The 26,546-nt window shown below is 40.0% G+C and carries 26 protein-coding genes and 1 other annotated feature; of the genes, 6 read left to right on the top strand and 20 right to left on the bottom strand.

The genetic code is table 11. The features are described from left to right. Positions 1 to 208: 208 nt before the first annotated feature. Positions 209 to 1,495, bottom strand: a complete 1,287-nt coding sequence (yfmH, locus tag HMPREF2961_RS09500; RefSeq protein WP_025477349.1) for an EF-P 5-aminopentanol modification-associated protein YfmH — start codon at positions 1,493 to 1,495, stop codon at positions 209 to 211. Then, positions 1,488 to 2,756, bottom strand: coding sequence for an EF-P 5-aminopentanol modification-associated protein YfmF (yfmF, locus tag HMPREF2961_RS09505; protein WP_002315878.1), 1,269 nt, complete (start codon positions 2,754 to 2,756; stop codon positions 1,488 to 1,490). The genes yfmH and yfmF overlap by 8 nt, the downstream gene beginning before the upstream one ends. 250 nt (positions 2,757 to 3,006) lie before the next feature. Here yfmF and mscL point away from each other — a divergent pair, with 250 nt between their 5' ends. Further along, positions 3,007 to 3,468 carry a large conductance mechanosensitive channel protein MscL gene (gene mscL, locus HMPREF2961_RS09510; RefSeq protein ID WP_010733126.1) on the top strand — a complete coding sequence of 154 codons (462 nt, stop codon included), beginning with the start codon at positions 3,007 to 3,009 and terminating at the stop codon, positions 3,466 to 3,468. Positions 3,469 to 3,526: 58 nt separating this feature from the next. On the opposite strand, the gene HMPREF2961_RS09515 is transcribed toward mscL, so the two are convergent. The 12 genes from HMPREF2961_RS09515 to HMPREF2961_RS09570 form a co-directional block, all read right to left on the bottom strand. Further along, positions 3,527 to 3,973 carry a GNAT family N-acetyltransferase gene (locus HMPREF2961_RS09515; RefSeq protein ID WP_002315876.1) on the bottom strand — a complete coding sequence of 149 codons (447 nt, stop codon included), beginning with the start codon at positions 3,971 to 3,973 and terminating at the stop codon, positions 3,527 to 3,529. A gap of 92 nt (positions 3,974 to 4,065) precedes the next feature. After that, positions 4,066 to 4,311, bottom strand: a complete 246-nt coding sequence (locus HMPREF2961_RS09520) for a Veg family protein (RefSeq protein WP_002287434.1) — start codon at positions 4,309 to 4,311, stop codon at positions 4,066 to 4,068. Between the two features lie 114 nt (positions 4,312 to 4,425). Then, positions 4,426 to 5,004, bottom strand: a complete 579-nt coding sequence (locus HMPREF2961_RS09525) for a sigma-70 family RNA polymerase sigma factor (protein ID WP_002293088.1) — start codon at positions 5,002 to 5,004, stop codon at positions 4,426 to 4,428. Positions 5,005 to 5,080: 76 nt separating this feature from the next. Further along, entirely contained in the window at positions 5,081 to 5,611 is a 531-nt protein-coding gene (locus tag HMPREF2961_RS09530) for an NYN domain-containing protein (protein WP_002293089.1), read from the bottom strand. 3 nt (positions 5,612 to 5,614) lie between these two features. After that, positions 5,615 to 6,475, bottom strand: coding sequence for a 23S rRNA (guanosine(2251)-2'-O)-methyltransferase RlmB (gene rlmB / locus HMPREF2961_RS09535; protein WP_002315874.1), 861 nt, complete (start codon positions 6,473 to 6,475; stop codon positions 5,615 to 5,617). After that, on the bottom strand, positions 6,468 to 6,863 hold the full coding sequence (locus HMPREF2961_RS09540) for a Mini-ribonuclease 3 (protein ID WP_002293091.1): 396 nt from the start codon (positions 6,861 to 6,863) through the stop codon (positions 6,468 to 6,470). The genes rlmB and HMPREF2961_RS09540 overlap by 8 nt, the downstream gene beginning before the upstream one ends. Continuing rightward, positions 6,860 to 8,272: a cysteine--tRNA ligase gene (gene cysS, locus HMPREF2961_RS09545; protein WP_002315873.1), complete on the bottom strand. Its 1,413-nt coding sequence runs from the start codon at positions 8,270 to 8,272 to the stop codon at positions 6,860 to 6,862. The genes HMPREF2961_RS09540 and cysS overlap by 4 nt, the downstream gene beginning before the upstream one ends. After that, positions 8,269 to 8,805, bottom strand: coding sequence for a serine O-acetyltransferase EpsC (gene epsC / locus HMPREF2961_RS09550; RefSeq protein WP_002293094.1), 537 nt, complete (start codon positions 8,803 to 8,805; stop codon positions 8,269 to 8,271). The genes cysS and epsC overlap by 4 nt, the downstream gene beginning before the upstream one ends. 85 nt (positions 8,806 to 8,890) lie before the next feature. After that, positions 8,891 to 9,131 (bottom strand) — a binding site (T-box leader). After that, positions 9,128 to 10,588, bottom strand: a complete 1,461-nt coding sequence (gene gltX / locus HMPREF2961_RS09555; RefSeq protein WP_070704650.1) for a glutamate--tRNA ligase — start codon at positions 10,586 to 10,588, stop codon at positions 9,128 to 9,130. (Overlaps the previous feature by 4 nt.) Positions 10,589 to 10,757: 169 nt before the next feature. After that, positions 10,758 to 11,915: a PIN/TRAM domain-containing protein gene (locus HMPREF2961_RS09560; RefSeq protein ID WP_002287448.1), complete on the bottom strand. Its 1,158-nt coding sequence runs from the start codon at positions 11,913 to 11,915 to the stop codon at positions 10,758 to 10,760. Positions 11,916 to 11,948: 33 nt separating this feature from the next. Further along, on the bottom strand, positions 11,949 to 13,319 hold the full coding sequence (gene radA / locus HMPREF2961_RS09565) for a DNA repair protein RadA (protein ID WP_002293096.1): 1,371 nt from the start codon (positions 13,317 to 13,319) through the stop codon (positions 11,949 to 11,951). Positions 13,320 to 13,381: 62 nt separating this feature from the next. Then, on the bottom strand, positions 13,382 to 13,909 hold the full coding sequence (locus HMPREF2961_RS09570; RefSeq protein ID WP_002315871.1) for a dCTP deaminase/dUTPase family protein: 528 nt from the start codon (positions 13,907 to 13,909) through the stop codon (positions 13,382 to 13,384). Between the two features lie 229 nt (positions 13,910 to 14,138). On the opposite strand from HMPREF2961_RS09570, the gene proB reads away from it, so the two are divergent. The 3 genes from proB to HMPREF2961_RS09585 all read left to right on the top strand — a co-directional run bounded on the left by proB (position 14,139) and on the right by HMPREF2961_RS09585 (position 16,609). Beyond that, positions 14,139 to 14,945 (top strand): glutamate 5-kinase, encoded by an 807-nt coding sequence (gene proB / locus HMPREF2961_RS09575; RefSeq protein WP_002287451.1) that lies wholly within the window; start codon positions 14,139 to 14,141, stop codon positions 14,943 to 14,945. After that, entirely contained in the window at positions 14,942 to 16,189 is a 1,248-nt protein-coding gene (locus tag HMPREF2961_RS09580; protein ID WP_002315870.1) for a glutamate-5-semialdehyde dehydrogenase, read from the top strand. Before proB ends, HMPREF2961_RS09580 begins: the two co-directional genes overlap by 4 nt. Before the next feature lie 75 nt (positions 16,190 to 16,264). Next, positions 16,265 to 16,609 carry a hypothetical protein gene (locus tag HMPREF2961_RS09585; protein WP_002293100.1) on the top strand — a complete coding sequence of 115 codons (345 nt, stop codon included), beginning with the start codon at positions 16,265 to 16,267 and terminating at the stop codon, positions 16,607 to 16,609. A gap of 127 nt (positions 16,610 to 16,736) precedes the next feature. Here HMPREF2961_RS09585 and HMPREF2961_RS09590 read toward each other — a convergent pair whose 3' ends face one another. Further along, positions 16,737 to 17,063 carry a hypothetical protein gene (locus HMPREF2961_RS09590; RefSeq protein WP_002315868.1) on the bottom strand — a complete coding sequence of 109 codons (327 nt, stop codon included), beginning with the start codon at positions 17,061 to 17,063 and terminating at the stop codon, positions 16,737 to 16,739. 371 nt (positions 17,064 to 17,434) lie between these two features. Further along, a complete protein-coding gene (locus HMPREF2961_RS09595) occupies positions 17,435 to 18,637 on the bottom strand; it encodes an MFS transporter (protein WP_025477348.1) in 1,203 nt (400 codons plus the stop codon). 116 nt (positions 18,638 to 18,753) lie between these two features. Between HMPREF2961_RS09595 and HMPREF2961_RS09600 the strand changes: the two genes are divergently transcribed. Next, positions 18,754 to 19,269: a PadR family transcriptional regulator gene (locus tag HMPREF2961_RS09600; protein WP_002310468.1), complete on the top strand. Its 516-nt coding sequence runs from the start codon at positions 18,754 to 18,756 to the stop codon at positions 19,267 to 19,269. 200 nt (positions 19,270 to 19,469) lie between these two features. Here the strand turns inward: HMPREF2961_RS09600 and HMPREF2961_RS09605 are convergent, their stop codons facing one another. The 4 genes from HMPREF2961_RS09605 to HMPREF2961_RS09620 form a co-directional block, all read right to left on the bottom strand. Continuing rightward, entirely contained in the window at positions 19,470 to 19,916 is a 447-nt protein-coding gene (locus tag HMPREF2961_RS09605; RefSeq protein ID WP_002310470.1) for a DUF2798 domain-containing protein, read from the bottom strand. Between the two features lie 46 nt (positions 19,917 to 19,962). Continuing rightward, entirely contained in the window at positions 19,963 to 21,441 is a 1,479-nt protein-coding gene (gene msr(C), locus HMPREF2961_RS09610; protein ID WP_002315866.1) for an ABC-F type ribosomal protection protein Msr(C), read from the bottom strand. Positions 21,442 to 21,794: 353 nt separating this feature from the next. Further along, positions 21,795 to 22,424, bottom strand: a complete 630-nt coding sequence (locus tag HMPREF2961_RS09615) for a nitroreductase family protein (RefSeq protein WP_002310475.1) — start codon at positions 22,422 to 22,424, stop codon at positions 21,795 to 21,797. Further along, on the bottom strand, positions 22,408 to 22,872 hold the full coding sequence (locus HMPREF2961_RS09620; RefSeq protein ID WP_002315865.1) for a MarR family winged helix-turn-helix transcriptional regulator: 465 nt from the start codon (positions 22,870 to 22,872) through the stop codon (positions 22,408 to 22,410). The genes HMPREF2961_RS09615 and HMPREF2961_RS09620 overlap by 17 nt, the downstream gene beginning before the upstream one ends. Positions 22,873 to 23,020: 148 nt before the next feature. Between HMPREF2961_RS09620 and HMPREF2961_RS09625 the strand changes: the two genes are divergently transcribed. Then, a complete protein-coding gene (locus HMPREF2961_RS09625) occupies positions 23,021 to 26,149 on the top strand; it encodes a glucosaminidase domain-containing protein (RefSeq protein ID WP_070704653.1) in 3,129 nt (1,042 codons plus the stop codon). Positions 26,150 to 26,546: the final 397 nt, after the last annotated feature.

The raw sequence follows: 26,546 nt of genomic DNA on the forward strand, positions 1-26,546 counted from the left end.
CTTGAAGCTGACCACTTCTGTCACAACCTCTTTGATTACTTCGTTTGATTTTATTTTAATATAAGTTGATTAAAAGAGAGCATGATTTGTTTTATTTTCTCATTAATATTTCCAACACATCTAAGAATACCACAAAAGCTGGTTTTGGAGGAGGTTCCTGCTACAAGTCTAAAACGAAATTTAAGACTTTTCTCCATAAAATACTGGTTTATTTTGGTCTCATATAAAACTCACTGAAGGCCTCTTCACTTATAAATGCTTCTCCAGCTGCCAGTACGTCTTTCATTTGGATCGAATCGATGATTTCAGGAAGATCAAATAATGTTCGATCACCAAATAAACTTTGCGTAAATTGATTAGCAATATATTCGATTGAATTCAATGATTGGAAATATTGTCCAAGCATTTTCTTCTTCAGCAAATCGAGATTCATTTCTGACACTTCAGGATCATCAGCGAATCCAAGAATGATTTCTTTGACTTTTTTTGCTGCTTTCTCTGGTTCATCCGTATCTCCGCTGAAGTCCGCAAAGTGAAATTCACGATCCAAGCTGAATTCAAAACCAAAGCTGTCATCGATAATTCCTTGATTGTACATAGCTAGATAGTTTCGAGAAGTATTACCTAAAATCATTTGAAACAACAGATTGATAGCTGTTTTATAACGTAGTAGTTCTGTTCCTTCTTGCGGCAATGTGTCTAATCCTTTAATACCCAGTACAAATTTATCTCGTGTGATGGCTGCTTCCAATGCACTTTGTTTGATGATTTCTTTTGTGTTTTCTGGGAAATACCGTACAATTTCTTGCTTTGGCGGGAAATTTTTTGCTTCTTGGTTTTCCCGAATAAGTTTCATCAATTTCTCAGGCTCCATCTTACCAACTACAAATAAAACCATATTGCTTGGCTGATAAAACGTCCGATAGCACGTATACAAGTCTTGAGCTGTAATTTTGTCGATACTTTCAACCGTGCCCGCAATATCGATATGCAACGGGTGTGCAGGATACAAGTTATTTAGTATACCAAAAAACATCCGCCAGTTAGGGTCGTCTTCATACATTTGGATTTCCTGACCGATGATTCCTTTTTCCTTGTTTACAGTTTCTTCTGTAAAGTAAGGTGCTTGTACGAAGTCGATCAGGGTCGTCAGATTCTTTTCTACCTGATCAGTCGTAGAGAACAGGTAACTAGTTTTCGTGAAACTCGTGAAAGCATTAGCGGAAGCACCTTGCTGTCCAAATAATTGAAAGACATCGCCGTCTTCTTTTTCAAACAGCTTGTGTTCTAAGAAATGAGCGATTCCATCTGGAACTTTCACTTTTTCTTTTTCGCCATAGGGAATAAATTCGTTATCGATCGAACCATAATTCGTACTGAACAAACCATATGTCTTGTGATAGTCGTTTTTAGGTAACAAATACACGGTCAAACCGTTTGGCAGTACTTCATGATAAAGCGTTTCATTGATTTGCTCATATTCTGTTTTATTCATTTGCATTTCCTCCTGCTAAAAAGAAGATTGCTTGCAATTCGATTTGCTCAGCTACTTGTTGTATCTCTTTGATCGTTACACTCTCCATACGTTTCAACCATTCTTCATCAGATAATTTTGTTTCCGGCAGCCAGCTGTCTAAAAAAGAAGCTTCGATTGCCGCTTGCGGAGAGTCTAGAGAAAGCAGGTATTGGTTTCTTAGCATCGCTTTTGTCTGAGCTAGTTCCAAATCTGTTATTTCACCGTTTCGTAAGCTTTCTAATTGCTCGTGAATCAGGCGAAGTACTTGATTTCGGTTTTTTTCATCGATACCGGTCTGAACACTCATGAACCCTCGGAATGTATCCACACTGCTAGAGGCATAATAAGCTAGACTTTCTTTCTCTCTCACATTCATGAACAGTTTGGAGTGAGGAAACCCGCCAAATAAACCGTTGAAGACCATTAGCGCAAAACGTTCTGGCTCATCATAATACACATTTGTCTGATAAGCTAGATTCAGCTTTGCTTGAACGATTGGCTCACGGACTTGTCGTTCCTTGACGATATTCACTTGAGGCTGGGTATAAAACAATTCTGGATGAGCTGTTTCACGCGGCTCAAATGGTAATTGCGCAACAGCTTCGGCTGCTTTGTCCGGATCAACATCGCCGACAACAAAAATGTCAATTTGATCGTTCGCCATCATTTCTTGATAGTAAGCCGCTAGCGAACGAGCAGTAATCTTGTCTAGTTCTTCCACTACGCCTAAACTTGGAATTTTTTGTTCCGGGCTGTTTTCAAAATAAAGTTCTTGCAGTGCATAGGAAGCAAAAGTTTGTTTATCTTCCTTCAAACTTTCCAAATAGAGACGCAGATTGTTCTTTTCCAAGTCAAACGTCAACTGATCAAACTGTTGATTTTTGATATTTGGATAAAATAAAACCTCTTTTAAAAAATCCACCGCTTGAGAGAAAAGGTTCGGATCATTGACATATTCGCCGTTCACAAAGCTGATTCCTGCGTTTAGCCAATGCAAGTTCCCTTTTTTCCTTACTGATAGTCCGAAGCTTGCACCATAAAGCTCAGCAAGTTTCGCACTTAACTTTGTCTGATCCGGATAATTCAAACTATTTGTTTCCAGCATACTGCTGAGTAGTGAACGTTTTGTAATGACTTCTTGTTGCAGACGTGCAGTAAAACGGATAAAAATCCGAATCGTTTTGTATTGTTTTGTTGGTAAGACATGAAGATTCACGCCTTCTGCCAATTGATACACCATATTTATATGCTCCTTTTCGTAGATGATTGCCTCTTACTCTTTTAGTAGGACAATCGGCCTTTTTTACTTATGCATCTGCTTGAAATATATAAGTACAGGCAATTCGCCGATTTTTCTAAATGATGTTACACTTTATAGTATAGCATAGAAGTTTTTTATCAAAAGGGACAGACGGCTAAAAGCGTATATCGTTTTTTTATTTTTTATTTTTCGATATACTAAAGACATACAAAAGAAGGGAGGGTCATTCATGATCAAAGAATTCAGAGAGTTCATCATGCGTGGTGATGTCTTGGATCTTGCTGTCGGTGTTGTTATCGGGAGTGCGTTTACAAGTATCGTAAACCAAGTGGTACAAGGATTAATCACTCCGCTAATTGGTTGGATTGTCGCTATGATCACAGGAACTTCTGATTTAGAAGGAGCACTTTCAATTCTTGACTGGTCGCCGACAAAAGGTGTCACATTTGCGTTTGGTAACGTTATTAGTGCTATCATTACATTCCTGATTACTGGTTTTGTCTTATTCTTAGTTGTCAAAGCGGCAAACCGTGCGAAGAATTTACGCGCCAAAGAAGCAGAAGAAGAAGTGGAAGAAACACCTACTGCAGAAGATTATCTTAGTGACATACGCGATCTTCTTGCCAAACAAGTGGCAGAAGACAATACGCATCCGGTAGAGCAAACAAATCTTTCAGATACTTCTAAATAATGAAGAATCTAAAAAAAAGAAAGCCGATTTTCAGTGTCGGCTTTCTTTTTTTAGATTCTTAACTTGTTACCTGTTCTTTTTTCATGTCGATATGCGGAATATCATCTTCCAAATACACATCTGAGATTGCCTTGAATCCAAAAGACTCATAAAAGGCCTGTAGATATTCTTGTGCACCGATCACAATTGGTTTTTCTGGAAATTTTTTCTGGATCATGTTGATCGTTTCTTGGACAATCTTTCTTCCTAAGCCGTCTTTACGGTTATTTTGATGAACAAGAACGCGACCAAAATGGATGCTCTCTGCTTCTTCATATACCCGCGTGTAGGCAAGGATCTTCCCATCAGTATCTTGGAAATACGTATGCCAAGCTTGTCCATCGATATCATCAACTTCTTGATAAGGGCACTGTTGCTCCACAACAAAGACTGCAATCCGTTCTTTGACGATTGCATAAAACTCTGCTGTCGACAATTCTTCAAATTTCTTTACTTGGTATTCCACTAAGTAAACGCCTCCTACTTTTTTATTATTAGCATACCGATTCATACACAAAAAAGCAAACGAACCTTACGAATCTCAGGCTCGTTTGCTTTTTAAACTGCTTCAGTTAAAAATTCGATCTCAACTGTCCGAGTAAGTACATCTGAATAGCTGTAAGATACTCGTTCAAAAGAATTTTCTTCAGGATCCAAGTCAACAACGAATACTGAAGGATAGGTTTCTGTTAAAACGCCGCGGCGTTCTGTTTGACGCTTTCTTCCTGTCTGAGCAACCAACATGATTGGGCTGCCGATACGACCTTCTAAATCTTTCTTGATTGAAGCTAAAGTTGTTGGCATACAGTTCACCTCTATTACCAACTATACCACATATTTTTAAAATTTTCAAGTTTACCATAAAAAAAAAAGAAATGCAATAAAAATAAATAAGAAGCTCATTAAGATTTTTCTAAATTATTCCTCATTATAAAATTTCAAGTGTTTTTTTATTTTGAGTTTTACCCTTCCATATGCACTCATCACTTGCTTGTGATCCATTGACAAACATTCAGCCATCTCCGCAAAATCAACCCCTTGCATGTAATAATGAAAAATTTGTGCTTCTTTTTTTGAAAATCGGATCTCGCAATTTTCGATTGCTTCTTTTAATAAAAGATGCTGAATTGCTAAAGGTTCCTGCAAGGTGATCTCTGCTAAAAAATCTGGTCCTTCTGTCTCTATTTTTTGGTCGATCGAGACTTCGTCTTTTTGGTCACGGCGCTTCAGCGCGTTCTGTTTTCTCAATAAAGAATAAATTTGATTGCTTATGATACTTTTATAATAACTTCCAAAGCTGACTCCTTTGCTTTTTTCGTAAGTTCTCAATGCCTGATATAAAGCGATCCTCGCTTCTTGTTCCCAATCCTCAGTAACATAATTTCTTAAATAGTAAGTGTTTTTCAAACGTAGTAAGAGTGGAAAATATTTTTGATACAGGGCAGCAAATGCTTCTTCGTCACCATTACGTGCAGCGCGCAATAACTCCTCAGACATAAAATAATTCCTCCATAAATTCGTTTATGGAGGAATCTTATCATCAATGATTCATCGAACTGATTAGAACGATATGTTATTTATTTTTTCTCATTAAATCGTCCAATTTTTGGGACAATTTTTTTAACTGCTCTTCATTCCACGGAGAATTACGTCGGAAATCAACAAAATGCATATCTTTATTTTCTTGGGCTATTGTTTTTTCCGTTTTTTTAATCGTTTTATATAACTCGTAAGCAGAAGTTCGCAACGCCCCCTGAGAAAAAATCATCCACTGTTCTGCTAGGTCGCTTGTCGCCACTGTTACTTGTGTCAAACGATCATTCAGCTGCCCAGCGATTCTCTCGATATAACTGTCAGCCGTTTCATCTTCTTTCGTAAAAACAACATCCAACTGATATTTCCTATAATTTTGTTGGATGCCCGGTACTAATTGAGCATCGAAGACAACGATGACTTCCAGTCCTTCATATTTCGCATAATTTGATAAACGATGCAAAAGAGCTTCTCTTGCATCTGCCATTTTGTCCTGCTTTTTAAGCTGGACCAGTTCCGGCCACGAACCGATCATATTGTAGCCATCTACAATCAACAGCTGTTTTTTCATGACCTACTCCCCCTGACGTTGGGAAAAAGCCTGATACATCAGCAATCCAGCGGCAACACTGGCATTTAAACTTTGGACGTGCCCAGTCATTGGAATCGTCAGTAATTCATCCATTTCTTTTTTCAATCCTGGACTCATTCCTTTGCCTTCATTACCAATGACTAAAGCAATGGATCCTTTGGCATTCCATTTTTGGAAGTTTGTGCCGGTCATATCTGTGCCAAATACCCAAAATCCTATCTCTTTGAGCTGTTGCACAGCTTGTATCAAATTCGTCACACGTGCAACAGGCACATATTCCACTGCACCAGTGGAAGTCTTTGTTACGATAGGCGTGATTCCAACTGCTCGGTGTTTTGGTATGATCACACCATCAACGCCACTTGCGTCTGCTGTTCGTAAAATCGACCCAAAATTGTGTGGATCTTCGATACTATCCAAAATCAAAAAGAAGGGGTCTTCTTTTTTCTCTTTTGTTCGTTCAATCAGTTGGTCAAGGGATAAATATTCATAAGGTGTAATCGCAAGAACGACTCCTTGATGCACGCCATGATCGCTCAAAGTTTCTAATTTTTGTTTAGGGACCCATTTGACCGGTACAGCTTGCTCACGTGCGATTTCTTTCAGTTCTTCTACTTTTTCTCCTCGTGAATCTTCTTGAAGAAAGAGTTTATTCCCTCGCCCTTGTTGTAGCGCTTCTACTGCGGCATGGTGTCCAAAGACGAAATTATCTTCTAATGCTTCTTCATTTTGATCAGAAACTGACTGATTTCGTCCAGTTTGCTTTTTATTTGGATATCTATTTTGTTTTTTGTCTTCAAATCCACGTTTCGATTGATGTTTGTTTGTTCTTTCTTTACCCATTTTTTTCACCAACTTTCTGAATACACCAGCGGATCAATTCTTCCATCCGCTCGGTTTGTTTTGTCAAATGCAGATAACCCATCAGTGCTTCGAACCCTGTTGCGACCCGGTAAGTCGTAACGTCAGCATTTTTTGCACTCGTATGGCTTTTGGCATTTCTTCCTCTGCGATAATAAAGCTCTTCTTCTTCTGTCAAAAGATGTTCCTCCAGCATTTGCTGAATCAAAAAAGCTTGTGCATTCGCAGAAACATAATTCGTTGCCGCACGATGCAGCTTATTGGGTTTTGTTTCTCCTTGATCGATCAGGTGGTCGCGAACATAGATTTCGTAAATCGCATCTCCCACGTAAGCCAAGGCTAAACCGTTCAATTGTGTGTAATCTCTCATGCTTCTCTTCTCCATCGGGTTCCTTGGGGTGTATCTTCTAATAAGATCCCTTTTTCTTTCAACAAATCACGGATTTCGTCGCTTCGGGCAAAATCACGATTGCTTCTTGCTTGATTTCGTTCTTCGATCAATTGTTCAATCTCTTCATCCAATAATTCTTCTGCTGTAAATAAAATACCGAAGATCGAAAGCCATTGCGAGAATAAAGCTTCTCCCTGTGCCAAGACAGTGGCAGAAACTTCCGGCTGGTCTAGATAAGTGTTCAGCCATTTAGCAAGCTCATAGACCACTGTGATCCCATTTGCTGCATTAAAATCATCGTCCATTTCTTCGATGAATCGCTGTTCCAAATTTTCTAACAAAGCGATTTTATCCGCATCATCTGCCAAATTCTCTGAGGCAGTTTCTTGGCGGAATTTCAAATTGTCAAACGTATTCTTCAGTCGTTGTAAATTGGTGGCTGCTTCTTTCATCGTCGTTTCACTGTAACGGATCGGACGACGGTATTGTGTGGTCGCCATGAAGAAGCGCAAGACTTGTGGATCGACGTTTTGGATCATTTCATGCACAGTGATGAAATTCCCTAGAGATTTACTCATTTTTTCATCGTCTTCGCCAATCGTTACATAGCCATTGTGCATCCAGTAATTAGCGAATTTTTTCCCTGTTTTCGCTTCACTTTGTGCGATTTCATTTTCGTGATGAGGAAATTCCAAATCTTGCCCGCCACCATGGATATCGATCGTTTCGCCTAAATGTTTTGTTGCCATGACGGAACATTCGATGTGCCAACCGGGACGTCCTTTGCCCCATGGCGAATCCCAAGAAATCTCGCCTGGTTTTGCTTGTTTCCACAAAGCGAAATCTAATGGGTCTTCTTTTTGCTGCTGTTCTTCACCAGTACGCTGACTTGCGCCGACTTCCAATTCATCGATGGATTGGTCACTTAATTTCCCATAGTTTTCAAATTTACGGGTACGGTAATACACATCACCTGAAGATTCATAAGCATAGCCTTTTTCAACCAACACTTGAATAAATGCTAAAATATCTGGCATATGGTCCATGACTCTGGGATGCAGTGTAGCAGGCTCGACATTCAACGCTTTCGTATCTTCTTCAAATGCTCGGATGAAACGATCAGCGACTTCTGGTGCTGTGATGCCTAATTCGTTTGCTGTACGGATGATTTTATCGTCTACATCCGTGAAATTCGATACAAAATCGACTTTATAGCCTCGATATTCAAAATAGCGTCGAATCGTATCGAAAGCAATGGTACTACGAGCATTTCCGATATGGATATAATTATACACAGTCGGTCCGCAGACATACATACCGACATGTCCCTTTTGTATAGGGATGAATTCTTCTTTTTTTCTGGTCAATGTATTGTAGATTTTTATCATTCTGATCTCCTCACTTTTTCTCCTTTGATTCGAACGACTTTTGCTGGTACTCCTACCGCTGTAGCATCGTCTGGAACATCTTTCAACACAACGGCACCTGCACCGATTTTTGCGTTTTTTCCGATCGTTACCGGTCCTAATATCTGCGCATTCGCAGAGAGCATGGCTCCTTGTTTGACCGTTGGATGTCTTTTACCTGTTTCTTTTCCCGTACCGCCTAATGTTACGCCATGGAACAAAATCACATCATCCTCGATTTCTGCAGTTTCGCCAATGACGATCCCCATTCCATGGTCGATGAACACACCTGTTCCAATCGTTGCTCCTGGATGGATTTCAACACCTGTCAGGAATCGCCAAAATTGAGCATTGATCTTCGCCAATAAAAAGAGCCGATGCTGATATAAAAAATGAGAGAAACGATGCCAAAACAAGGCATGAAAACCAGGATAGGTCAAAACGATCTCCGCTGTCGAACGTGCAGCCGGATCGTTTCTCTTTGCTGCATCAATCGCTCGGGCAAACCAACTCATGACTTTCCACTCCTTTCGTAAGTATTTTATGTAGGAAAACAGCTTCTTATAAAGAAAAGAAGCGCCTTTTAAATAAGTTTCCTTATCAAAAGACGCTTTCCGCGTGGTTCCACTTTTCTTCATAATCAATGATTATCTCTGACAGCTAACGCCTGTTATACGTTCTTGGCTACTTCGTTTCCTGTAAAACAGTTTTTCCTGTTTTCTGTGTTTTCGCCAAGACCACTCCCAGAGGCATTTCGGCAACCATTCATTGATACCTTGCACCACCCGGTATCTCTCTTGTAATGATCAGCTGCTTACTTTTTTCTGTTCGTCGTGTTTAGTTCAGTACTTGATTTAAATGTGCTAATGATTTTTCACGACCAAGCAATTCGATCGTTTCAGGCAATTCTGGGCCATGCATTTGTCCTGATACAGCTACACGGATCGGCATGAAAAGATTTTTCCCTTTTACGCCAGTTTCTTTTTGAACAGCTTTGATGGCAGCTTTTACAGTTGGAGCATCTACTACTTCCATTTGTTCTAGCTGTGCTTTAAATGCGTGGAGAACAGTAGGAACTGTTTCACCAGCAAGTACTTCTTTTGCTGCTTCATTCAATACAGGATGTTCATTGAAAAATAGCGTAGACAGATCAACGATTTCTGCAGCATAGCTCATTTGAGGTTGATACAGGCTAACGATCTTCTTCACCCATTCGATTGTCTTTTCATCTGGGTTTTCTGCTACACGTCCATCAGCGATTAGATAAGGCAGACACATGTCAGTAAATGCATCTAGATCCATTGCTTTGATGTAATGGTTGTTTACCCATTGCAGTTTTTTCGCATCGAAAGCTGCGGGTGATTTACTTAGGCGTTTTGGATCGAACATTTTGATCAATTCTTGGTGGGCGAAGATTTCGTCTTCACCCACAGGTGACCAGCCCAATAATGCGATAAAGTTGAACATTGCATCTGGTAAATAACCTAATTCGCGATATTGTTCGATAAATTGTAAGATTGATTCGTCACGTTTGCTTAGTTTTTTGCCTGTTTCACTGTTGATGATCAACGTCATATGTCCCAATGTTGGTGGCGTCCAGCCAAATGCTTCATAGATCATCAGTTGTTTTGGTGTATTGGCAATATGGTCATCTCCACGTAAAACGTGAGTGATTTTCATCAAATGGTCATCGACCGCAACAGCAAAGTTATAGGTTGGCATACCATCGCGTTTTTGGATGACAAAGTCGCCGCCGATATTATCGGATTCGAACGAAATAGCGCCTTTTACCATATCTGTAAATGCGTATTCTGTATTGCGAGGCACACGGAAACGTACAACAGATTCTAGACCTTGTGCTTCTTTTTCTGCTTGTTCTTCAGGTGTCAAGTTCGCACATGTTCCTGCGTAATGAGGCATTTCTCCTCTTACGCGTTGTGCTTCCCGTTCTGCTTCTAATTCTTCTTCTGTGCAATAGCATTTGTATGCTCGATTGCTAGCAAGTAACTGATCAATCAGCGGTTGATAGATTTCTTTACGTTCAGATTGACGGTAAGGGCCGTATTCTCCAGGATTTTCAGGAGATTCATCCCAATCCATTCCCAACCAAGCAAGGTTTTCCAACTGGCTTTTTTCGCCATCTTCGATATTACGTTTTTGGTCAGTATCCTCAATACGAATAATAAAGTCTCCATCATTGTGGCGGGCAAACAAATAATTGAACAATGCAGTTCTTGCATTTCCAATATGCAGGTGCCCAGTTGGACTTGGTGCATAGCGTACGCGTACTTTCGTCATTTTCTTCCTCTTCTTTCAAACTAGACTTTGACTAACAGTAAAAATTCCGTCAGTTACGGCTTCTCAAATATCATTTATTTAAAGCCACTCAGCACAAATTTTACCTTTTCTAAGGTAAATAGTAAAGCCAACTGGTTGAATTTCCTTACCAGTTGGCTGAATTTCTTTTTTATTTTGATTGTTTTGTCTTTTTCTCTGTCTCTTTTTTATTGTCGATCCCTCGTCCTGCATGGGCAGGTTTAGCAAAGATCATACGTCCAGCAGCTGTTTGAAGGGCACTTGTCACAACGACTTCGATACGTTCATTCATGTAATGCTGTCCATCTTCTACGACAACCATCGTGCCGTCATCAAGGTAGGCTACCCCTTGCTGGCGTTCTGTTCCGGCTTTTACTACTAGAACATTCATCGTTTCGCCAGGAATGACGACTGGTTTCACGGCATTTGCCAACGCATTGATATTAAGAACAGGTACATTTTGGAATTCAGAGACTTTATTCAAGTTATAGTCATTGGTTACGATGACACCGTCTAAAAGCTTGGCTAATTTGATCAACTTGCTGTCTACTTCGCTGATATCTTCAAAGTCTCCATCGTACATTTCGACAGATATACCTTCTTCTTTTTGCAAAGCATTCAAGATATCTAATCCGCGACGACCACGCACACGTTTCAAACTATCCCCTGAGTCCGCGATGTATTGTAGTTCGTAAAGAACAAAATTAGGGATCATCAAGGTTCCTTCTAAGAATCCAGTCTTTGTAATATCATAAATCCGACCATCAATGATCACGCTTGTATCCAAGATTTTATATTTATGGAAATTTTCTCCTGATTTTCGTTCTAACAGTTGGCTCTCCACTTGGCTAGCTGTTTCTTGCTCGATTTTTTTACTTCGTGAACCAAAGACTTTCTTCCATTCTTCGATTCGTGTCGTTCCCATTCTCAATCCCAGATAACCTAAGATGATCATCAGTAAAATCGGCAATACACTATTGACGAATGGAATTTCCATATTGTAAAGAGGGGTTGAGATCACAACGCCCAAAGTCAATCCGATGATCGCACCGATCGCACCGAAGAGAAGATAAGTCAAACTGACCTCGCTTAGTTTTTGTTCTACTTGTTTGATAATAGCTGAGATATGTTTGGCCAACAGCAAAGATAATAAAAAGAAAATAAGTGCGCCTAACAAGCTGTTGGTAAATGTATTATTCAGCCACCCATTTGACTGTTGACCGATTGCCTGCCAAGCTGAGGGTAAAAATGAAATACCCAAGCTTGCGCCGACAATGATCATCAGCAACGTAATGACACGTTTTTGCATCGTTTTTCCTCCGTTTCGACAATAATTTATTATTTAGCGGAACACACGCTTCAACGTTTCAGCCAAAGTTGCTACTCCAACGATCTCGATTCCTTTTGGCGCTTCCCAGTTGCCTAAGTTGTTTTTAGGCAGGTAAACTTTTGTGAAGCCGAGTTTTTGGACTTCTTTGACCCGTTGTTCAATATGACTGACACGTCTGATTTCTCCAGTCAGTCCGATTTCACCGATGAAACATTCCGTCGGCTGTGTTCCTTTTTCTTTGTAGCTTGAAGCAATACTGACAGCGATAGCTAAATCAATCGCTGGTTCATTTAATTTTACCCCACCTGCAGCTTTTAAGTAAGCATCTTGATTCTGAAGAAGTAGTCCAGCTCTTTTTTCCAGCACTGCCATGATCAGAGATACACGATTGAAATCAAGACCTGTTGTTGTTCGCTTAGCATTTCCGAACATAGTAGGTGTGACTAATGCTTGGATCTCTACCAAAATTGGACGTGTTCCTTCCATTGCTACAACGATAGCAGAGCCAGTCGCACCGTCTAGGCGTTCCTCTAAGAAAATCTGTGAAGGGTTAGCGACTTCTTCCAATCCATGCTCATGCATTTCAAAAATCCCAATCTCGTTCGTTGAGCCAAATCGGTTTTTTACCGCTCGTAAAATTCGGAAACTATGATGTTGTTCACCTTCAAAATATAACACTGTATCCACCATATGCTCTAACATTCTTGGACCGGCGATCGAACCTTCTTTCGTAACATGACCGACGATAAAGATGGCAATCCCATTTGTTTTAGCGATTTTGAGTAATTCTGCAGTGGTTTCTCTTACTTGGCTGACGCTTCCTGCCACACTTGTGATGTCTGGCTGCGTCATCGTTTGGATGGAATCAATAATAACATAATCAGGGGAGATATGTTCGATGGCACGACTGATTTCATTCATATCTGTTTCAGCGTATAGATAAAATTCTGTGTTGATACTTCCGAGGCGCTCCGCGCGTAATTTTATCTGTTCTGCGCTTTCTTCGCCGGATACATACAAGACTTTCCCGCCTATGGCTGCTAATTGCTGAGAAACTTGTAATAGCAAAGTGGATTTACCAATACCTGGATCACCACCGATCAAGACCATGGATCCCGGTACCACACCTCCACCTAGCACACGGTTCAGTTCTTCTAATTTCGTTTTGACCCGAGGTTCTTTTTTAGGGACGACGTCTGCGATTTTTGTTGGTTTCGCTTTTTCTCCTGTCAAACTTGTTCGCGTTCTGCGGTCTGTTGTATCTTGTTCGATTTCTTCGACCATCGTATTCCATTTTCCGCAATTTGGGCAGCGTCCCAAGAACTTAGGCGACACATACCCGCAATTTTGGCAAACAAATTGTACTTTTGATTTTTTTGCCATTGTACCGCCTCCTTTTATTCTAACCATGAGACATTAAATCAAGCTTAAATTTCTTTATCGTTTTATTTACTGGAAGAACCAAATCCGCCTTGACGTTGAGCAGTCGTTTGATCTTGATCTGCTTTTAAAAATGGCAAGAAGATTCCTTGACCGATACGCTCACCTTTTTTGATCACTACATCCTTGAAACCAAAGTTGGTGAATTGGAACATGATATGGCCTTCATTTGCCTCATTATTGTAATAATCACTATCAATCACACCCACGCCGTTCGTCAACACTAAAAACCGCTTCAACGGATTGCTTGAACGGTTAGCAAGCTGCAAAAATTCATCTTCTCCCATGTAGGCTTTGATCCCAGTAGGTACGAGGATCGGTTTCAACTGTTTTTCATTTTCTGATACGTCTTTTTTCAATGTATCTGCGACGGTTTCCAATCCTTTTTTCCAGCCTGCTTTCCAGATACTTGGAATCACGACCTCTTCTGCTGCTTCAAAATCATAGCCAGCAGCATGATGTGTAGCGCGCTGCGGTAGATTGATATTTTGCTCTTTATATTTAGAAATAACTTCAAATCCTCTTTTTCTCACCGGTTTTCCTCCCTAAATAAACTACTCCTATTCTAACATATTCGAGGCTATAAAAGACTCTCTTTACAAATTCTTCAAGAAATTCTGCTATCCTAAAGTCAACCATTAACGCGTTCTTTTACCGAACAACTGCAAGTTGTACAAAAAAACTATTTTTTACATGACTTTACTCGTCAAAACAAGTAGAATAGAACGAAATTAATGAGTGGATATTTGATTGAGGTGTCACATGCGTAAAGAAATAAAAAATGCAAAACGAATTATTGTCAAAGTAGGAACAAGTACATTGATCTATCCCAATGGAAACATCAATCTTGCAGCGATTGATCAGTTAGCTTTTGTCCTTTCCGATCTTAGAAATCGTGGAAAGGAAGTGATCTTAGTCTCATCGGGAGCTGTAGGCGTCGGTATGCATAAATTACATTTGTCAGAACGTCCGACTTTGATCCCTGAACAGCAAGCTGCGGCGGCTGTTGGTCAAGCCGAATTGATGAATATCTATAATCAAAGATTCAGTGTATATAATCAGCAGACAGCACAAATCCTCGTGACAAGAGACGTGGTAGATTACCCTGAAAGTCGTAAAAATGTGAGGAATACATTGGAACAGCTTTTGATCATGGATACGATTCCTATCGTGAACGAAAACGATACTGTCGCAGTAGATGAATTAGATCATCTGACAAAATTTGGCGATAATGATCAGCTGTCAGCAATCATGGCAAAACTTGTCGCGGCAGACCTTTTAATCGTTCTTTCTGATATCGACGGTTTTTATTCAGATAATCCGACTACAAATCCCGAGGCTCAGATGTATCGCTATATCGATAAAATCGATGAAAAGATTCTGGCACAAGCAGGTGGTGCAGGCAGCACCTTTGGAACAGGCGGTATGCAAAGTAAATTAAAAGCAGCTTCCAGGATATTTGAAGCAAACAGTGCAATGATTTTAGCAAATGGGAAAAATCCGGCAATCATTTTTGATATTCTTGCAGGAAAAGAAGTAGGTACTTTATTTAAGGAGGACTTGAAATGACTGATTTGATGCAATTAGGGCAACAGGCAAAAGATAGTGCGCAACAACTAGCACTTATGCCTACAAACCGTAAAAATGAGCTACTGGTTCAGATGGCGAAAACCATCAAAAAGAATCAACAAGCGATCATCGAAGCAAATCATAAAGACTTAGAAAAAGCAGTCGAAAACAATATCAGTGAAACGATGCAAGACCGCTTGCAGCTGACACCTGAGCGAATCAATGCCATGGCTGCAGAGATCGAAAAGATTGCTTCGTTAGACGATCCTATTGGAAAAGTAGATGAGATGTGGACGAACACCGACGGATTGAGAATCGGCAAAAAGCGCGTGCCCCTCGGCGTGATCGGTATCATTTACGAATCTCGTCCAAATGTCACGACTGATGCAGCCAGTCTAGCGTTCAAATCAGGGAATGCCGTTATCCTTCGCGGTGGCAAAGAAGCATTCTTCTCGAACCAATTACTGGTCCAACTATTGCAGCAAGTACTGGTCAGTGCTGGCGAATCTCCTTATGCCATCCAGTTTGTCGATGATACTTCTCATGAAACTGCAGGACAGTTGATGCGATTGACAGAATACTTAGATGTGCTGATCCCTCGAGGCGGAGCAAAATTGATCCAACGAGTCAAAGAACAAGCAACGGTACCTATCATTGAAACAGGTACAGGAAATAATCACGTATACATCGATAAAGAAGCACAGTTGTCTATGGCAGTGAAAATCATCGTCAATGCAAAAGCTTCCCGTCCTTCTGTCTGCAACGCGGCAGAAACATTACTGATCCATTCTGAGATCGCACCCTTTTTCTTACCAGCTATTGAAAAAGAACTGGTAGAACATGGCGTCTCTTTACGTGCGGATGCTCGTGCGTTAGAATATCTAGAGACAGCTGCTTTAGCAGAAGAGGCAGATTGGGATACTGAATATCTAGATTATATCCTTGCCGTCAAAGTAGTCGATTCTTTAAGTGAAGCAATTGCGCATATCAACCGACATAACACCAAGCATTCAGAAACAATCGTGACAGATAGCTATTCGGCTAGTCAGCGTTTCTTGAATGAAGTGGACGCGGCGGCTGTCTATGTCAATGCCTCCACTCGTTTTACAGACGGATCGGTATTTGGTTTTGGTGCAGAGATCGGCATCTCCACTCAAAAGCTACATGCCCGTGGTCCAATGGGGTTAAATGAATTGACTTCCACAAAATATATCATTTATGGCGATGGACAAATCCGCGAATAATGTTTCGTGTGAAACATTATTCACGCCTTTTGCCTTTTTACTGTAAAGATTCTATCCAACTAGAAAGGTGTCAGTATGTTTGAAATTTTAATGATTTTTTTTATTTACCTTATTTCTCTGAATATCGCTGCTTTTCTAGGAGTCGGTATTTTATCCCTTTTTTTTCAGTTCAAAAAACGAAGCATAGGGAGTCAACGGGAAAAATGGGCGCAGTATTTTGACAAAATTGGGCCAAAAGGTTTGGTTGCTCGCTTACACATCAGCTACATGGTTGCATTATGCCTGTTAGCTGGAGTCAATTACTATTCTTTTTTCGATCATTCAATTGCCTATACGATTACGTTGCTGATTGCTGGGATCTTTCACTTATCTTATAAATATCAGCTGAATAAAAACCACTTGAATCGGACTTTCCGCTAAAAAATATCCGTACGATAAGTAGGGTGCCTTGAACATCGGAAAAAAACTGCCGAACTTTTTAGAGCGTGGGACAAAAGTAAAGAAAAACTTTTGTCCCACGCTCTAAACATGTATAAACGGTGTTCTCCTACCAGCTGCCTGGTAAATCTGTTTCCTCTTCGTTAAGAAGTGAAAATCCGTCAAATGTTTCGCCATCATAATAACGAAGCAGCTCATCCATGGACAAGTTCATCGTTTTTTCTTTTTCTTCTTCCGCTGATTCTGCCAATAGCTGTTCCCGATACACCTGATACATACCAGCTATTTTTTGCTGCATCGCTTTTCTAGTTTCACCTTCCGCGTTGATCATTGGCAATTCTTTGATATAGCCACGATAAATCAACCGATCATCTGAAAATTCAATGGGTAATTCAACGAGTGTCAACCCGACTTCCTGAAAATATTCTTCCAGCATCTATTATCCCCCCATTCTTTTTCTTAAATGAATTTTAGCTTACCTACTGAAAATTTTCCAGTTTCATTATTTTGAGAAAAAAAGGGAATGTGACAAAAATCGTGTCACATTCCCTTTTTCCGAATAAACGGTGTTCAATCAGCTGTCCTTCGGTATTCGCTCAACAAATGGCAAAATATGAAGAACTATTTTTCCGTTGCTTCTCTAATACTCAGGTCAAAGCGCTGATTTCACAATCTCTTCCTTAAACGGTGTTCAAAAGCTTGCATCTGCGGTAATAAGCCCAACCAAACGAAAAATAGGAGGAGCTATTTTTGTTTGGCTGTTCTTATTACTTGATGCAGGACAGCTTTTTCACAACCTCTGATTTCTTATTCTTCTTCATTTGTAGCAAAATAATTACGGTGATAAATGATACAACATACACTGATAAGAACAATGGCCCCTGCAAAATAAAACGCATAGCTTTCACCAATATGTTCGCCGATCACACCTGCAATAAATGGTGCTAAAGCTCCACCGAAAAAGCGGACAAAACTATAGCTGGAAGAAGCAACGTTTCGTTGCAGACCGGGTATTTCCATAGCAATCGTCGTCAACAATGTATTGATGATTCCTTGGAAAAATCCTGCTAACACAATGCTGATCGGTACAAGGACTGGCATAGAAGTTCCAGCTCCTAATAACAGCAAACAAATAATGAATAAGACAAATGCAGCTAAAATCGTCCGATAAGTCGTAAACTTCCGCTCAAGAGCCGGTGCAACGAAAATCGAAGCAATAGCCAGAAGCACACCCCAGCCAAAAAATACAAAACCGACTTCTAATTCAGAATAGCCAATCAATAAAAATGGCGCATACGCAAGTAAAGTAAAGAATCCGAAATTATATAACAATGCGATCAGTCCAACTGAACGAAGTTTATGATTGCTTAACGCTTTGACACCTTCCCAAAGACCTACTTTTCTCTTTGGTTTCTCAGTTTCAGGTAAAAGTACCGCTAGGGCTATAAAACCGCAAAACATCAAAAAGGCTACCCCCAAAAATGGATAACGCCATGAACCGCTGCCCAAGACCCCACCGACTAGCGGGCCAACAGCCATTCCGCAGCCAAGTGCTGCTTCATACATCATGATTGCTTTTTCTGTGTTACCGACTAAAATACTGACGATCGTTGCTAAAGCAGTAGAGACAAATAAAGCATTCCCGACTCCCCAGCCAGCACGTAACCCAATCAACATACCGATATTGCCAGATAATCCACCAAGACCAGCGAATACAACGATGATAAACAATCCGGTCATCAATGTTTTTTTCAAGCCAATCCGACTAGATAGGAAACCTGTAAATAGCATCACCACACCAGTGACTAGCATGTAACTAGTAAATAACAGGGTTGTTTCAGCTGGCGTAGCGTTTATCTGTGCAGCAATCGTTTTTAAGATCGGGTCTACTAGGCCCACTCCCATAAAAGCGATCATACAGGTAGCTGCTACAACTAGCGCCGAACTTTTCCCCTTTGTTTCTTCATTTGTTTGTTCTTGTATATCTATTTGATTCTCCAATATTTCCATCCCTTTCTCTCTATTAGCATCATACATGATTTATTTTACATGTCAATATGCACATGTAAAACATGGAAACTTTACTGTGATATAATAAAGAAAATAAGACGAGAGGTAGGATTTTTATGAATACTTTAGCCTATATATTATTATGCGTGCTTTTATCCAAACCGCGTTCTGGGTATGAATTGAAGCAGCTGATCACGATTTTTTGGGAAGCTCATCACAGTCAAATCTATACGACGCTTGCCAAGTTAGACCAGCAGGGTTATGTGACCGTTTTGGACAAAGACGAGCACTCTCAAAAAAAGATCTACCACTTAACTGATGAAGGGCGTGCCCTTGTAGAGGAATGGATCAAAGAGGAGACCCCAGCTCCTACGCAAAAAGATGAATTTTTAGCAAAAATCTATGCTTTTTCAACACTCGACAAAACAACAGCTACTGGACTGCTATTCACTAGAGAACAACAGCTGAACAAAATCATGCAAAAAAATCAAAAAAAATTGAATGACCTCTCGCTAGACAAGAGACAAGAATTTGGGCGTTATGTTGTGATCCAGCGCCGAATCATGCTTTGTCAGCAGGAACTCCAATGGTGTCAGCAAGTAAGAGAACAAATGCAGCCGTTTTTTGAGTAATGGATAAACAGAACCTTTCTAGATTTATCTATTAAGCAACGAATCATCTTCACTAAAAGAATGATACATCTGAAAAAGAAAAACGATCCGAAAGACAGGCAAAAACCTATCGTTCGGATCATTTTTCTTTCTAGAACTGCATTGAAGGGACTGTGACAAAAAGCAGGTCACAACCTTTTTTTCAAATAAACAGTGTTCCATTATTCATTGCTTTGAATGGCTTTCAACACACTTCTTGAAAGTGGGCCAACGATGATCAACTGCAACGGTAAAGCGGCAATCACATTCATTTTCCAAGCATTCATATAAGCAGAGAATAATTGATCAGGTATTCCTTGTTCCATGATCACACCAAACAAAGACATACATGTGACCATTCCTAAAACCATCAAGCAGGAAATAGTTAAGATCATTTGGATCTTGCTTTCTGGATTTACTGGTAGTTTAAAGGCAATTTTTTTCGCCAGCACACCGATGATGAAGACATCCAAAATGAAAGCCACCACGAATCCAGGCACTAGACCAATCAACAAACTTGATAAATGAAGATCTTGATGCAGCCATAAATTATACGCGCTCATCCCCAAGACCATCAAAAAACACATCATTGTTGTAAAAATTATTCCTTCTTTTTTATTTGTAGGCAATCTGTACCACTCCTTTAAATTTGTCACGAAAATCATCGTAGCACATTTAAAAATTTCTCGTAAGTACTTTTTTTATTTTCTGCCCTTTTATTTCATAAACTTCATCAGCCGTACGTTCGACAAAGTAGGAATCATGAGAAGTAAACAAAATCGTTCCCGGATATACTTGCATCAGCTGCTCTAAAGCTTCGATCGTTGCCATATCAATGAAATTAGTCGGTTCATCTAACAGCAATACATTACTTGGCTTAGTAAAAAGCAAAGCAATCGTCAAACGGGTCGCTTCTCCCCCACTTAACGTACACAACGGTTTCGTCAGAGTTTCCTGAGCAAACCCTAAGTGATTCAGCAAACTACGGACAAGCGATTCCGAAAACTCTGTTTGTCTCATGACAAAACGAATGACGGATTCTTCAGATGTCATTTGATAATCCTTTTGCTGATAGACTTGAAAGCTCACTTTCGGAGAGAGAAGGATTCCTTCTCCTTGTTTGCGGATATGTTCCAATAAGGTTGTCTTACCTGAACCATTTTCGCCGACAATCGCGATTTTTTTACCTAAAGAAAATTGAAAATCGCTATTTATCAGTAATGTTCTTCCGTTTCTTTCCAATTGGATATTTTGTCCCATGATTGGATAACGATTGTGGAGTGCAAGAGATTTTGGTACTGGAAAACGGATTTGTTTCATCTGTTGCGGCTTAGTTGTTTCTCCTATTTTTTGGAGTCTTCTCTCTAATGTTTTCGCATTCTTTTGGATGGCTTTTTGTACACTGTCTTTTTGTTTAGAGGAAGACAACCGATCCGGTCTGATTTGTTGCTTTTTCTTTTTACTAGACACTTTTTCCAACTTTTCCGCTTGTTTTTTCTTTTCTTGGATCGATTTTTCCAATCGTTTTTTCTCTTTCATGATCGACTCTGCTTCTCGTAGCTGAGTCTTTTTCTCCAATTCCTTTTGAGTGAGATAGGCACTATAATTCCCCGAAAACTCTCGGATTTCTCCGTCTTTTACTTCCCAGATTTTCGTTGCCAGCTCATCTAGAAAATAGCGGTCATGACTAACAAAAATCAGCGTGCCATAATAATAACGAAGCTCTTCAATCAGTTGATCCACACTTTTTCTATCTAGATGGGTCGTCGGCTCGTCTAGAAGCATCCCTTGTTCATAAGAAGAAAGAAGACGTATCAACTCGATCTTTCGTTCTTCCCCTCCACTCCATTTCCGTTCCGAAGTTTCTTCCAGTTTTAACTGGAAATGACTGGCTAATTCCAAATTCAGATCCTTTATTTCAGCAAGATAGGTTAATTGAGGCAGATAGTTGAAAGTAATCTCTGTTTGGATTTTCCCTTGATTGGGGATAAGTTCTCCGGCTATCAGTTTCAGCAACGTTGATTTACCGACTCCATTTTCTCCTATGATCCCTATCCGATCTTGCTGATAGACACGAAGAGAATCAATAGATAATTCTAACTGGTTACCAAAACGAACTTGCAGGTTTGTTATATTTATTGCTAAATTTTCCATATGTTTTACACTCCTATTTCATGTAAAACAACAATTATCGATACTAAAAAAGAGCAGAAAAATCTGTTTGCAAAAAAACTGCATAACATCTTTTCCTACTCTGAACGAAATAACTATGACTAAATCATCAAATCTGTCATAGCTTTCACCTATTCTACTGTCGTTCGAAAAAATGGACATACTCCACCCATGAAATTGTTGTTTATACATGTCTTTTGAATTTATTTAGTTGTTATTCAAAAGTTCAAAACGTAATTTCATCGATGCAGTCATTTTTCCGACCTCCTTTTTTATTAGGTTACCACACACGATTCAAAAAAAGCAATAGCTACTGAATAGTAACTGAAAACCTTTTATTTGAACGTAGTGATCTTTTCTGGTGCTAAACGAACAGACTCATAACCTTCTTCTACCGCTTTTCCTATTGATAAAATAATAACTGGAACATAGCGGTCTTTATCCAAACCAAATGCCTCTGCCAACTGATCTGCTTCGAATCCACCAATTGGATTTGTTTCATAGCCATGATCACGTGCAACTAACATGAATTGCATAGCCGCTAAGCTAGAATCGACTTTGACTACATCGTTCATTTCTTCTCTTGAAAAGCTCTTGTAATAAGGAATGATCGCAGCTAATTGTTGATCTCTGACTTCTTTTGGCATCTTCCCTGATTCGTAAGCTTGGTTATAGATTTCTTCGCCATATTCGTAACATTGCATATCGCCAAAAATCATGACCATTGCAGAAGAAGTATCATTTTGTCTCGTATTGAAACGGATCAAAGGACGCAAGATTTCTTTTGCTTCCTCGCTTTCAGCGACCACAAAGCGCCATGGTTGCATGTTGACAGAAGAAGGAGCAGTCGTCGCTTCTTTGATCATTTCCAGCATTTCTTCGTGTGGGATTTTGTATGTTTCATCATATACGCGAACGGATCTTCTACCAGTCATAATTGTTGAAAAATCATTTTTTTGTTCCATTATTATTAACCTCTTTCGTTTCTGTTGTTATATTGCAAAGTTGGGTATTCAATTTATCTAAAAGTGTTAGGAATTGTTTCATTTCTGCATCGCTGAAAGCTGGGGACAGCACGGAACCTGTATCTTTATGGTCCATTTCACAATGCTCGATTTTCTGCTGGGCTTTTTCTGTCAGTGCTACGTACACTTCCCGGTTGTTCTGAGGATTTCTCTGACGCGAAACATAGCCGTTTGCTTCTAAAACCTTCAGATGACGTGTAACTGCTCCTTGATCAATCTGCAACTTTTCTTGCAAACTGCTTTGCAGCAATGGATTTTCTTCTTTCAGTCTCATCATGATCTCGTATCTAGTAAGACTTATACCGATATTTTCCTCAAAGATCTGGACGATTTTTTGATCGGCTAATTTGATTTGATATAAAAGGTGGCTAATCTCTTCTAAAGACATAATTTCCTCCTCTCTAATAATTGACTAGTCAACGATTGACTTGTCAATAATAGAATAAAAAAAGAAAAAAGTCAAAGAATCAGCTGTGAAATTAAAAAACAAAGGCTTTCAATAGAAATTAGTGTAAATAAAAGAAATCTCTTGTAGAATGAAAAGAAGGAACAATAAAAAAGAAAGAGAGGATAATGATGTGAGAAAAAGAATAGTAGCCGCAGTATTTCTCTTAGTGAATGCGACGTTGTTACCTAATAGTCTCGTATTTGCTGATACCGTTTTGGCAAATGTTCAAACAACAGAAACATCTACCCTATCAGAAGATGAAAGCGCACCATCCCAATCAAGCCTATCTGGAGAGAATTCCTATCAAAATCTAGAAGACAGCTCTTCTGCAGTAGAAAATTTTACACCGCCAAAAATCTCTGGAAATCCCTCTTTGCAAGGAGCAAATGGTAGATTTGAACAAATGAAACCTGATAAAATCCACCTTTCAGCTTCAAAACAAACAAAGGAATCGTTCATTCAGCAGCAATCTGCTCATAGCTACATTGATACGCAAGGTGTGTATGAGATTGTCTCTACTGATGTCCAGCTACCCGATGGACAATGGGTGGATAAAGGAACGATCCAACTAGTCATACCAACAGAGCCAACAGAACAAGTCACCAATTATCTGGCCTATTATGTAGCAAAAAAAATCAAAACCTATTCTTTACCCTTGGAAAAATCAGCAGATTTCTTGATGTTTGACGATTCGATCACTCTAGACAAGGAGCATTTTCTTTCTTCCGTACGTGCGTATTACTCAGAAGTTGCAGCTGGTCCTATCATTCAAACACATATAAGTATGACAGAAACCTATACGACTCTGAATGAAACAGATATTTATCCTACCTTCTATCGCCAAGAAGAACATCAAAAAATATCTGGACCAGCCCTCATCACGGATAAAGTAGCGTTATCGGATCAAACAACTTGGGTACATATCCAAACAGCAAACTATGAAGGATGGGTAGCAGCAAACTCTGTAACTGCTCATGAGCCAAAAACAGTTCCAGTTGAAGCATCACAAGGTCAGCTTTCTGAATCAGCCGTTACCTCTCTGTCACTTGATCAAGCTTGGTTAGAACAATCAGAGGAAACCATTTCACATTCAGAAAGTTATCACGTACAAAGAGCAGTCCAAATCAGCGATCAAGTGTTTTATGTGCTGACAGCAAAGGATTCTTCAATCGTTTTTGTCCCACAGAAAGAATTCCAACCAAAGGATCCAGTATCAGCAGAGACTGATTTCTCAAATGAACAGATAGGAACAGCTGAAAGTACAGCATCTGATTCAAAAGAAACAACTGATTCTTCTTTCCAGCCGCAAAACAAAGTGCCACAGACAGATGAATCTACCTTGCGTACTGCACATCCATCTATTACTTATAGTACACATGTCAAAAATCGTGGTTGGCTGCCAAATGTTTCTAGCGGTCAACTTTCAGGAACAACAGGTCAATCTTTACAAGTAGAAGCTTTTCGTATCCATCTTTCATCCTCCCTCTCTGGTGCTATTGAATACACCTCTTATGTCCAAGGTTCAGGATGGCAAAATTGGGTAGCTAACGGCGCTATTTCTGGAACGACTGGACAAGTCAAACAGATTGAAGGAATCAATATTCGATTAACTGGACAATTAGCAGCAACTTACAATGTTTATTATAGAGTCCATGTACGAAATTTTGGCTGGCTTCCTTGGACAATGAACGAAAATCCTTCCGGAACACTTGGATACGGTCATCAAATCGAAGCAATTGAAATCCAATTATTGGACAAAAACAGTTCCGGCCCTGCTACTAACGGTATTTCTTATATCGAAAAGGAACCATCCGTATTGGCGAATACTCACGTAACTAACAGAGGATGGTTAGGCCAGACAGATGCTGCTAATCAAGCTGGTACGACTGGCCAACGGTTAAGTCTTCAAGCAATGCAACTGCGTTTATCTGAAAATACAATTGGTGGCGGTATCACTTATCAATCCCATATCGCTAACAAATGTTGGGAAACCAACTGGGCACAAAATGGCACGATTTCTGGTACGACTGGACAAAATCTGCCTATTGAGGCGATCCGCATCAATCTGACTGGCACAATCAGCACCCGATATGACGTTTATTATCGTGTACATGCACAAGAATTTGGCTGGATGAACTGGGCAAAGAACGGTGAATCAGCTGGTACACAAAGCTATGCTTACCGTGCAGAAGCGATTCAAATTGTATTAGTAAGGAAAGGAGGAGCCGCACCTGGTGCAACTACTCGCGCCTTTCGTATAGCTCCGCCTAGAATCACGTTGCAAGGACATGTATCGAATATTGGCTGGGTAAGCCAAACGAGCCTGAACAACTCGATCAGCTACGCAAATCAAGGAAGACAATTTGAAGCGATTCGCGCAAATTTAGGAACATCAAGGTATACTGGCGGTATCCAATATGATTCACACATAGCTGACAGCGGTTGGACCAGAACTGTATCCAATGGAGCGATCTCAGGAACGACTGGACAAAATCGCTCTCTTCAAGCCTTTTCCTTTCAGTTGACAGGAGAACTTGCTGAAAACTATGATATTTATTATCGTGCCTTTGTTCGTTCCAGAGGCTGGTTAGGCTGGGCATCAAATGGACAAAAAGCAGGCTCTGTCAGAATGAATTTGCCTGTTGAAGGTATCCAGCTAACCATTGTTGAAAACGACCGGCGGCCAAGCGGCTATCAGCCAAACCAACTGACGATTCTAGGACAAGTGAATGATCAGACACCTCAGGGAAGATTCATCAATTCTGTCAGCCAAAGTGCGAATCGTATCGCGCCTGCTCATGGCTTGTATACTTCTGTCATGTTGGCTCAAGCGATCCTAGAAACAGGATATGGCACAAGCTATCTAGCTCAGCACGCGAATAACTTCTTTGGGATGAAATTCAAAGACGGCGAAGATGAAGGAAAGTATGGCTATATCTGGCATATATCTAACGAAGTGATCAATGGTGTCGTTGTCCCTGTCAATTCAAAATTTCGGGTCTATCAGTCTACTGACCAATCCTTCTTAGATAACGCCTTAAAATTAAGATATGGTGTTTCTTGGGACCCAAACCGATATGCGGGGACATGGAAAGTCAATGCACGTTCTTACAGAGATGCTACCCGTGCATTAACAGGAACATACGCGACAGATCCTGATTACGGTCAAAAATTGAATAATCTGATCGAATATTGGAAGCTGGATCAATTTGATTGAACGGGCATAAAAAAAGGTTGTGACAAGAATGTTGTCACAACCTTTTTTGAGTAAATGGTGTTCAAAAACTTGCATCTACGGTAATAAGTCCAGCCAAACGAAAAACATGAGAAACTGCTTTTGTTTGGCTGTTCTTATTACTTGATGCAGGACAGCTTTTTCACAACCTTTTGGTAAACGGTGTTCAATCAGCTGACCCTCGGTATTAGCTCAAAAAACGGCAAAATATGAGGAACTATTTTTCCGTTTGTTTCTCTAATACTCAGGTCAGGACGCTGATTTCACAACCTCTGATACATGGTGTTCCAGAAATACCTTCTTCGAGAATAAGCTGAAATCTCACAAAAATTGGAGAAACAATTGTCGTCAATTCCTTCTTATTTCTTGAAGCTGACCA

The sequence above is a fragment of the Enterococcus sp. HMSC076E04 genome, from assembly GCF_001814285.1.
In the GTDB taxonomy this organism is placed as follows: domain Bacteria; phylum Bacillota; class Bacilli; order Lactobacillales; family Enterococcaceae; genus Enterococcus_B; species Enterococcus_B lactis.

Coding starts and splice junctions, on each gene's coding strand:
- yfmH (WP_025477349.1), bottom strand. CDS start 1,495: ATGAATAAAACAGAATATGAGCAAATCAATGAAACGCTTTATCATGAA.
- yfmF (WP_002315878.1), bottom strand. CDS start 2,756: ATGGTGTATCAATTGGCAGAAGGCGTGAATCTTCATGTCTTACCAACA.
- mscL (WP_010733126.1), top strand. CDS start 3,007: ATGATCAAAGAATTCAGAGAGTTCATCATGCGTGGTGATGTCTTGGAT.
- HMPREF2961_RS09520 (WP_002287434.1), bottom strand. CDS start 4,311: ATGCCAACAACTTTAGCTTCAATCAAGAAAGATTTAGAAGGTCGTATC.
- HMPREF2961_RS09525 (WP_002293088.1), bottom strand. CDS start 5,004: ATGTCTGAGGAGTTATTGCGCGCTGCACGTAATGGTGACGAAGAAGCA.
- HMPREF2961_RS09530 (WP_002293089.1), bottom strand. CDS start 5,611: ATGAAAAAACAGCTGTTGATTGTAGATGGCTACAATATGATCGGTTCG.
- rlmB (WP_002315874.1), bottom strand. CDS start 6,475: ATGGGTAAAGAAAGAACAAACAAACATCAATCGAAACGTGGATTTGAA.
- HMPREF2961_RS09540 (WP_002293091.1), bottom strand. CDS start 6,863: ATGAGAGATTACACACAATTGAACGGTTTAGCCTTGGCTTACGTGGGA.
- cysS (WP_002315873.1), bottom strand. CDS start 8,272: ATGATAAAAATCTACAATACATTGACCAGAAAAAAAGAAGAATTCATC.
- epsC (WP_002293094.1), bottom strand. CDS start 8,805: ATGAGTTGGTTTGCCCGAGCGATTGATGCAGCAAAGAGAAACGATCCG.
- gltX (WP_070704650.1), bottom strand. CDS start 10,588: ATGACGAAAGTACGCGTACGCTATGCACCAAGTCCAACTGGGCACCTG.
- HMPREF2961_RS09560 (WP_002287448.1), bottom strand. CDS start 11,915: ATGCAAAAACGTGTCATTACGTTGCTGATGATCATTGTCGGCGCAAGC.
- radA (WP_002293096.1), bottom strand. CDS start 13,319: ATGGCAAAAAAATCAAAAGTACAATTTGTTTGCCAAAATTGCGGGTAT.
- proB (WP_002287451.1), top strand. CDS start 14,139: ATGCGTAAAGAAATAAAAAATGCAAAACGAATTATTGTCAAAGTAGGA.
- HMPREF2961_RS09580 (WP_002315870.1), top strand. CDS start 14,942: ATGACTGATTTGATGCAATTAGGGCAACAGGCAAAAGATAGTGCGCAA.
- HMPREF2961_RS09585 (WP_002293100.1), top strand. CDS start 16,265: ATGTTTGAAATTTTAATGATTTTTTTTATTTACCTTATTTCTCTGAAT.
- HMPREF2961_RS09590 (WP_002315868.1), bottom strand. CDS start 17,063: ATGCTGGAAGAATATTTTCAGGAAGTCGGGTTGACACTCGTTGAATTA.
- HMPREF2961_RS09595 (WP_025477348.1), bottom strand. CDS start 18,637: ATGGAAATATTGGAGAATCAAATAGATATACAAGAACAAACAAATGAA.
- HMPREF2961_RS09600 (WP_002310468.1), top strand. CDS start 18,754: ATGAATACTTTAGCCTATATATTATTATGCGTGCTTTTATCCAAACCG.
- HMPREF2961_RS09615 (WP_002310475.1), bottom strand. CDS start 22,424: ATGGAACAAAAAAATGATTTTTCAACAATTATGACTGGTAGAAGATCC.
- HMPREF2961_RS09620 (WP_002315865.1), bottom strand. CDS start 22,872: ATGTCTTTAGAAGAGATTAGCCACCTTTTATATCAAATCAAATTAGCC.
- HMPREF2961_RS09625 (WP_070704653.1), top strand. CDS start 23,021: ATGAAAAGAAGGAACAATAAAAAAGAAAGAGAGGATAATGATGTGAGA.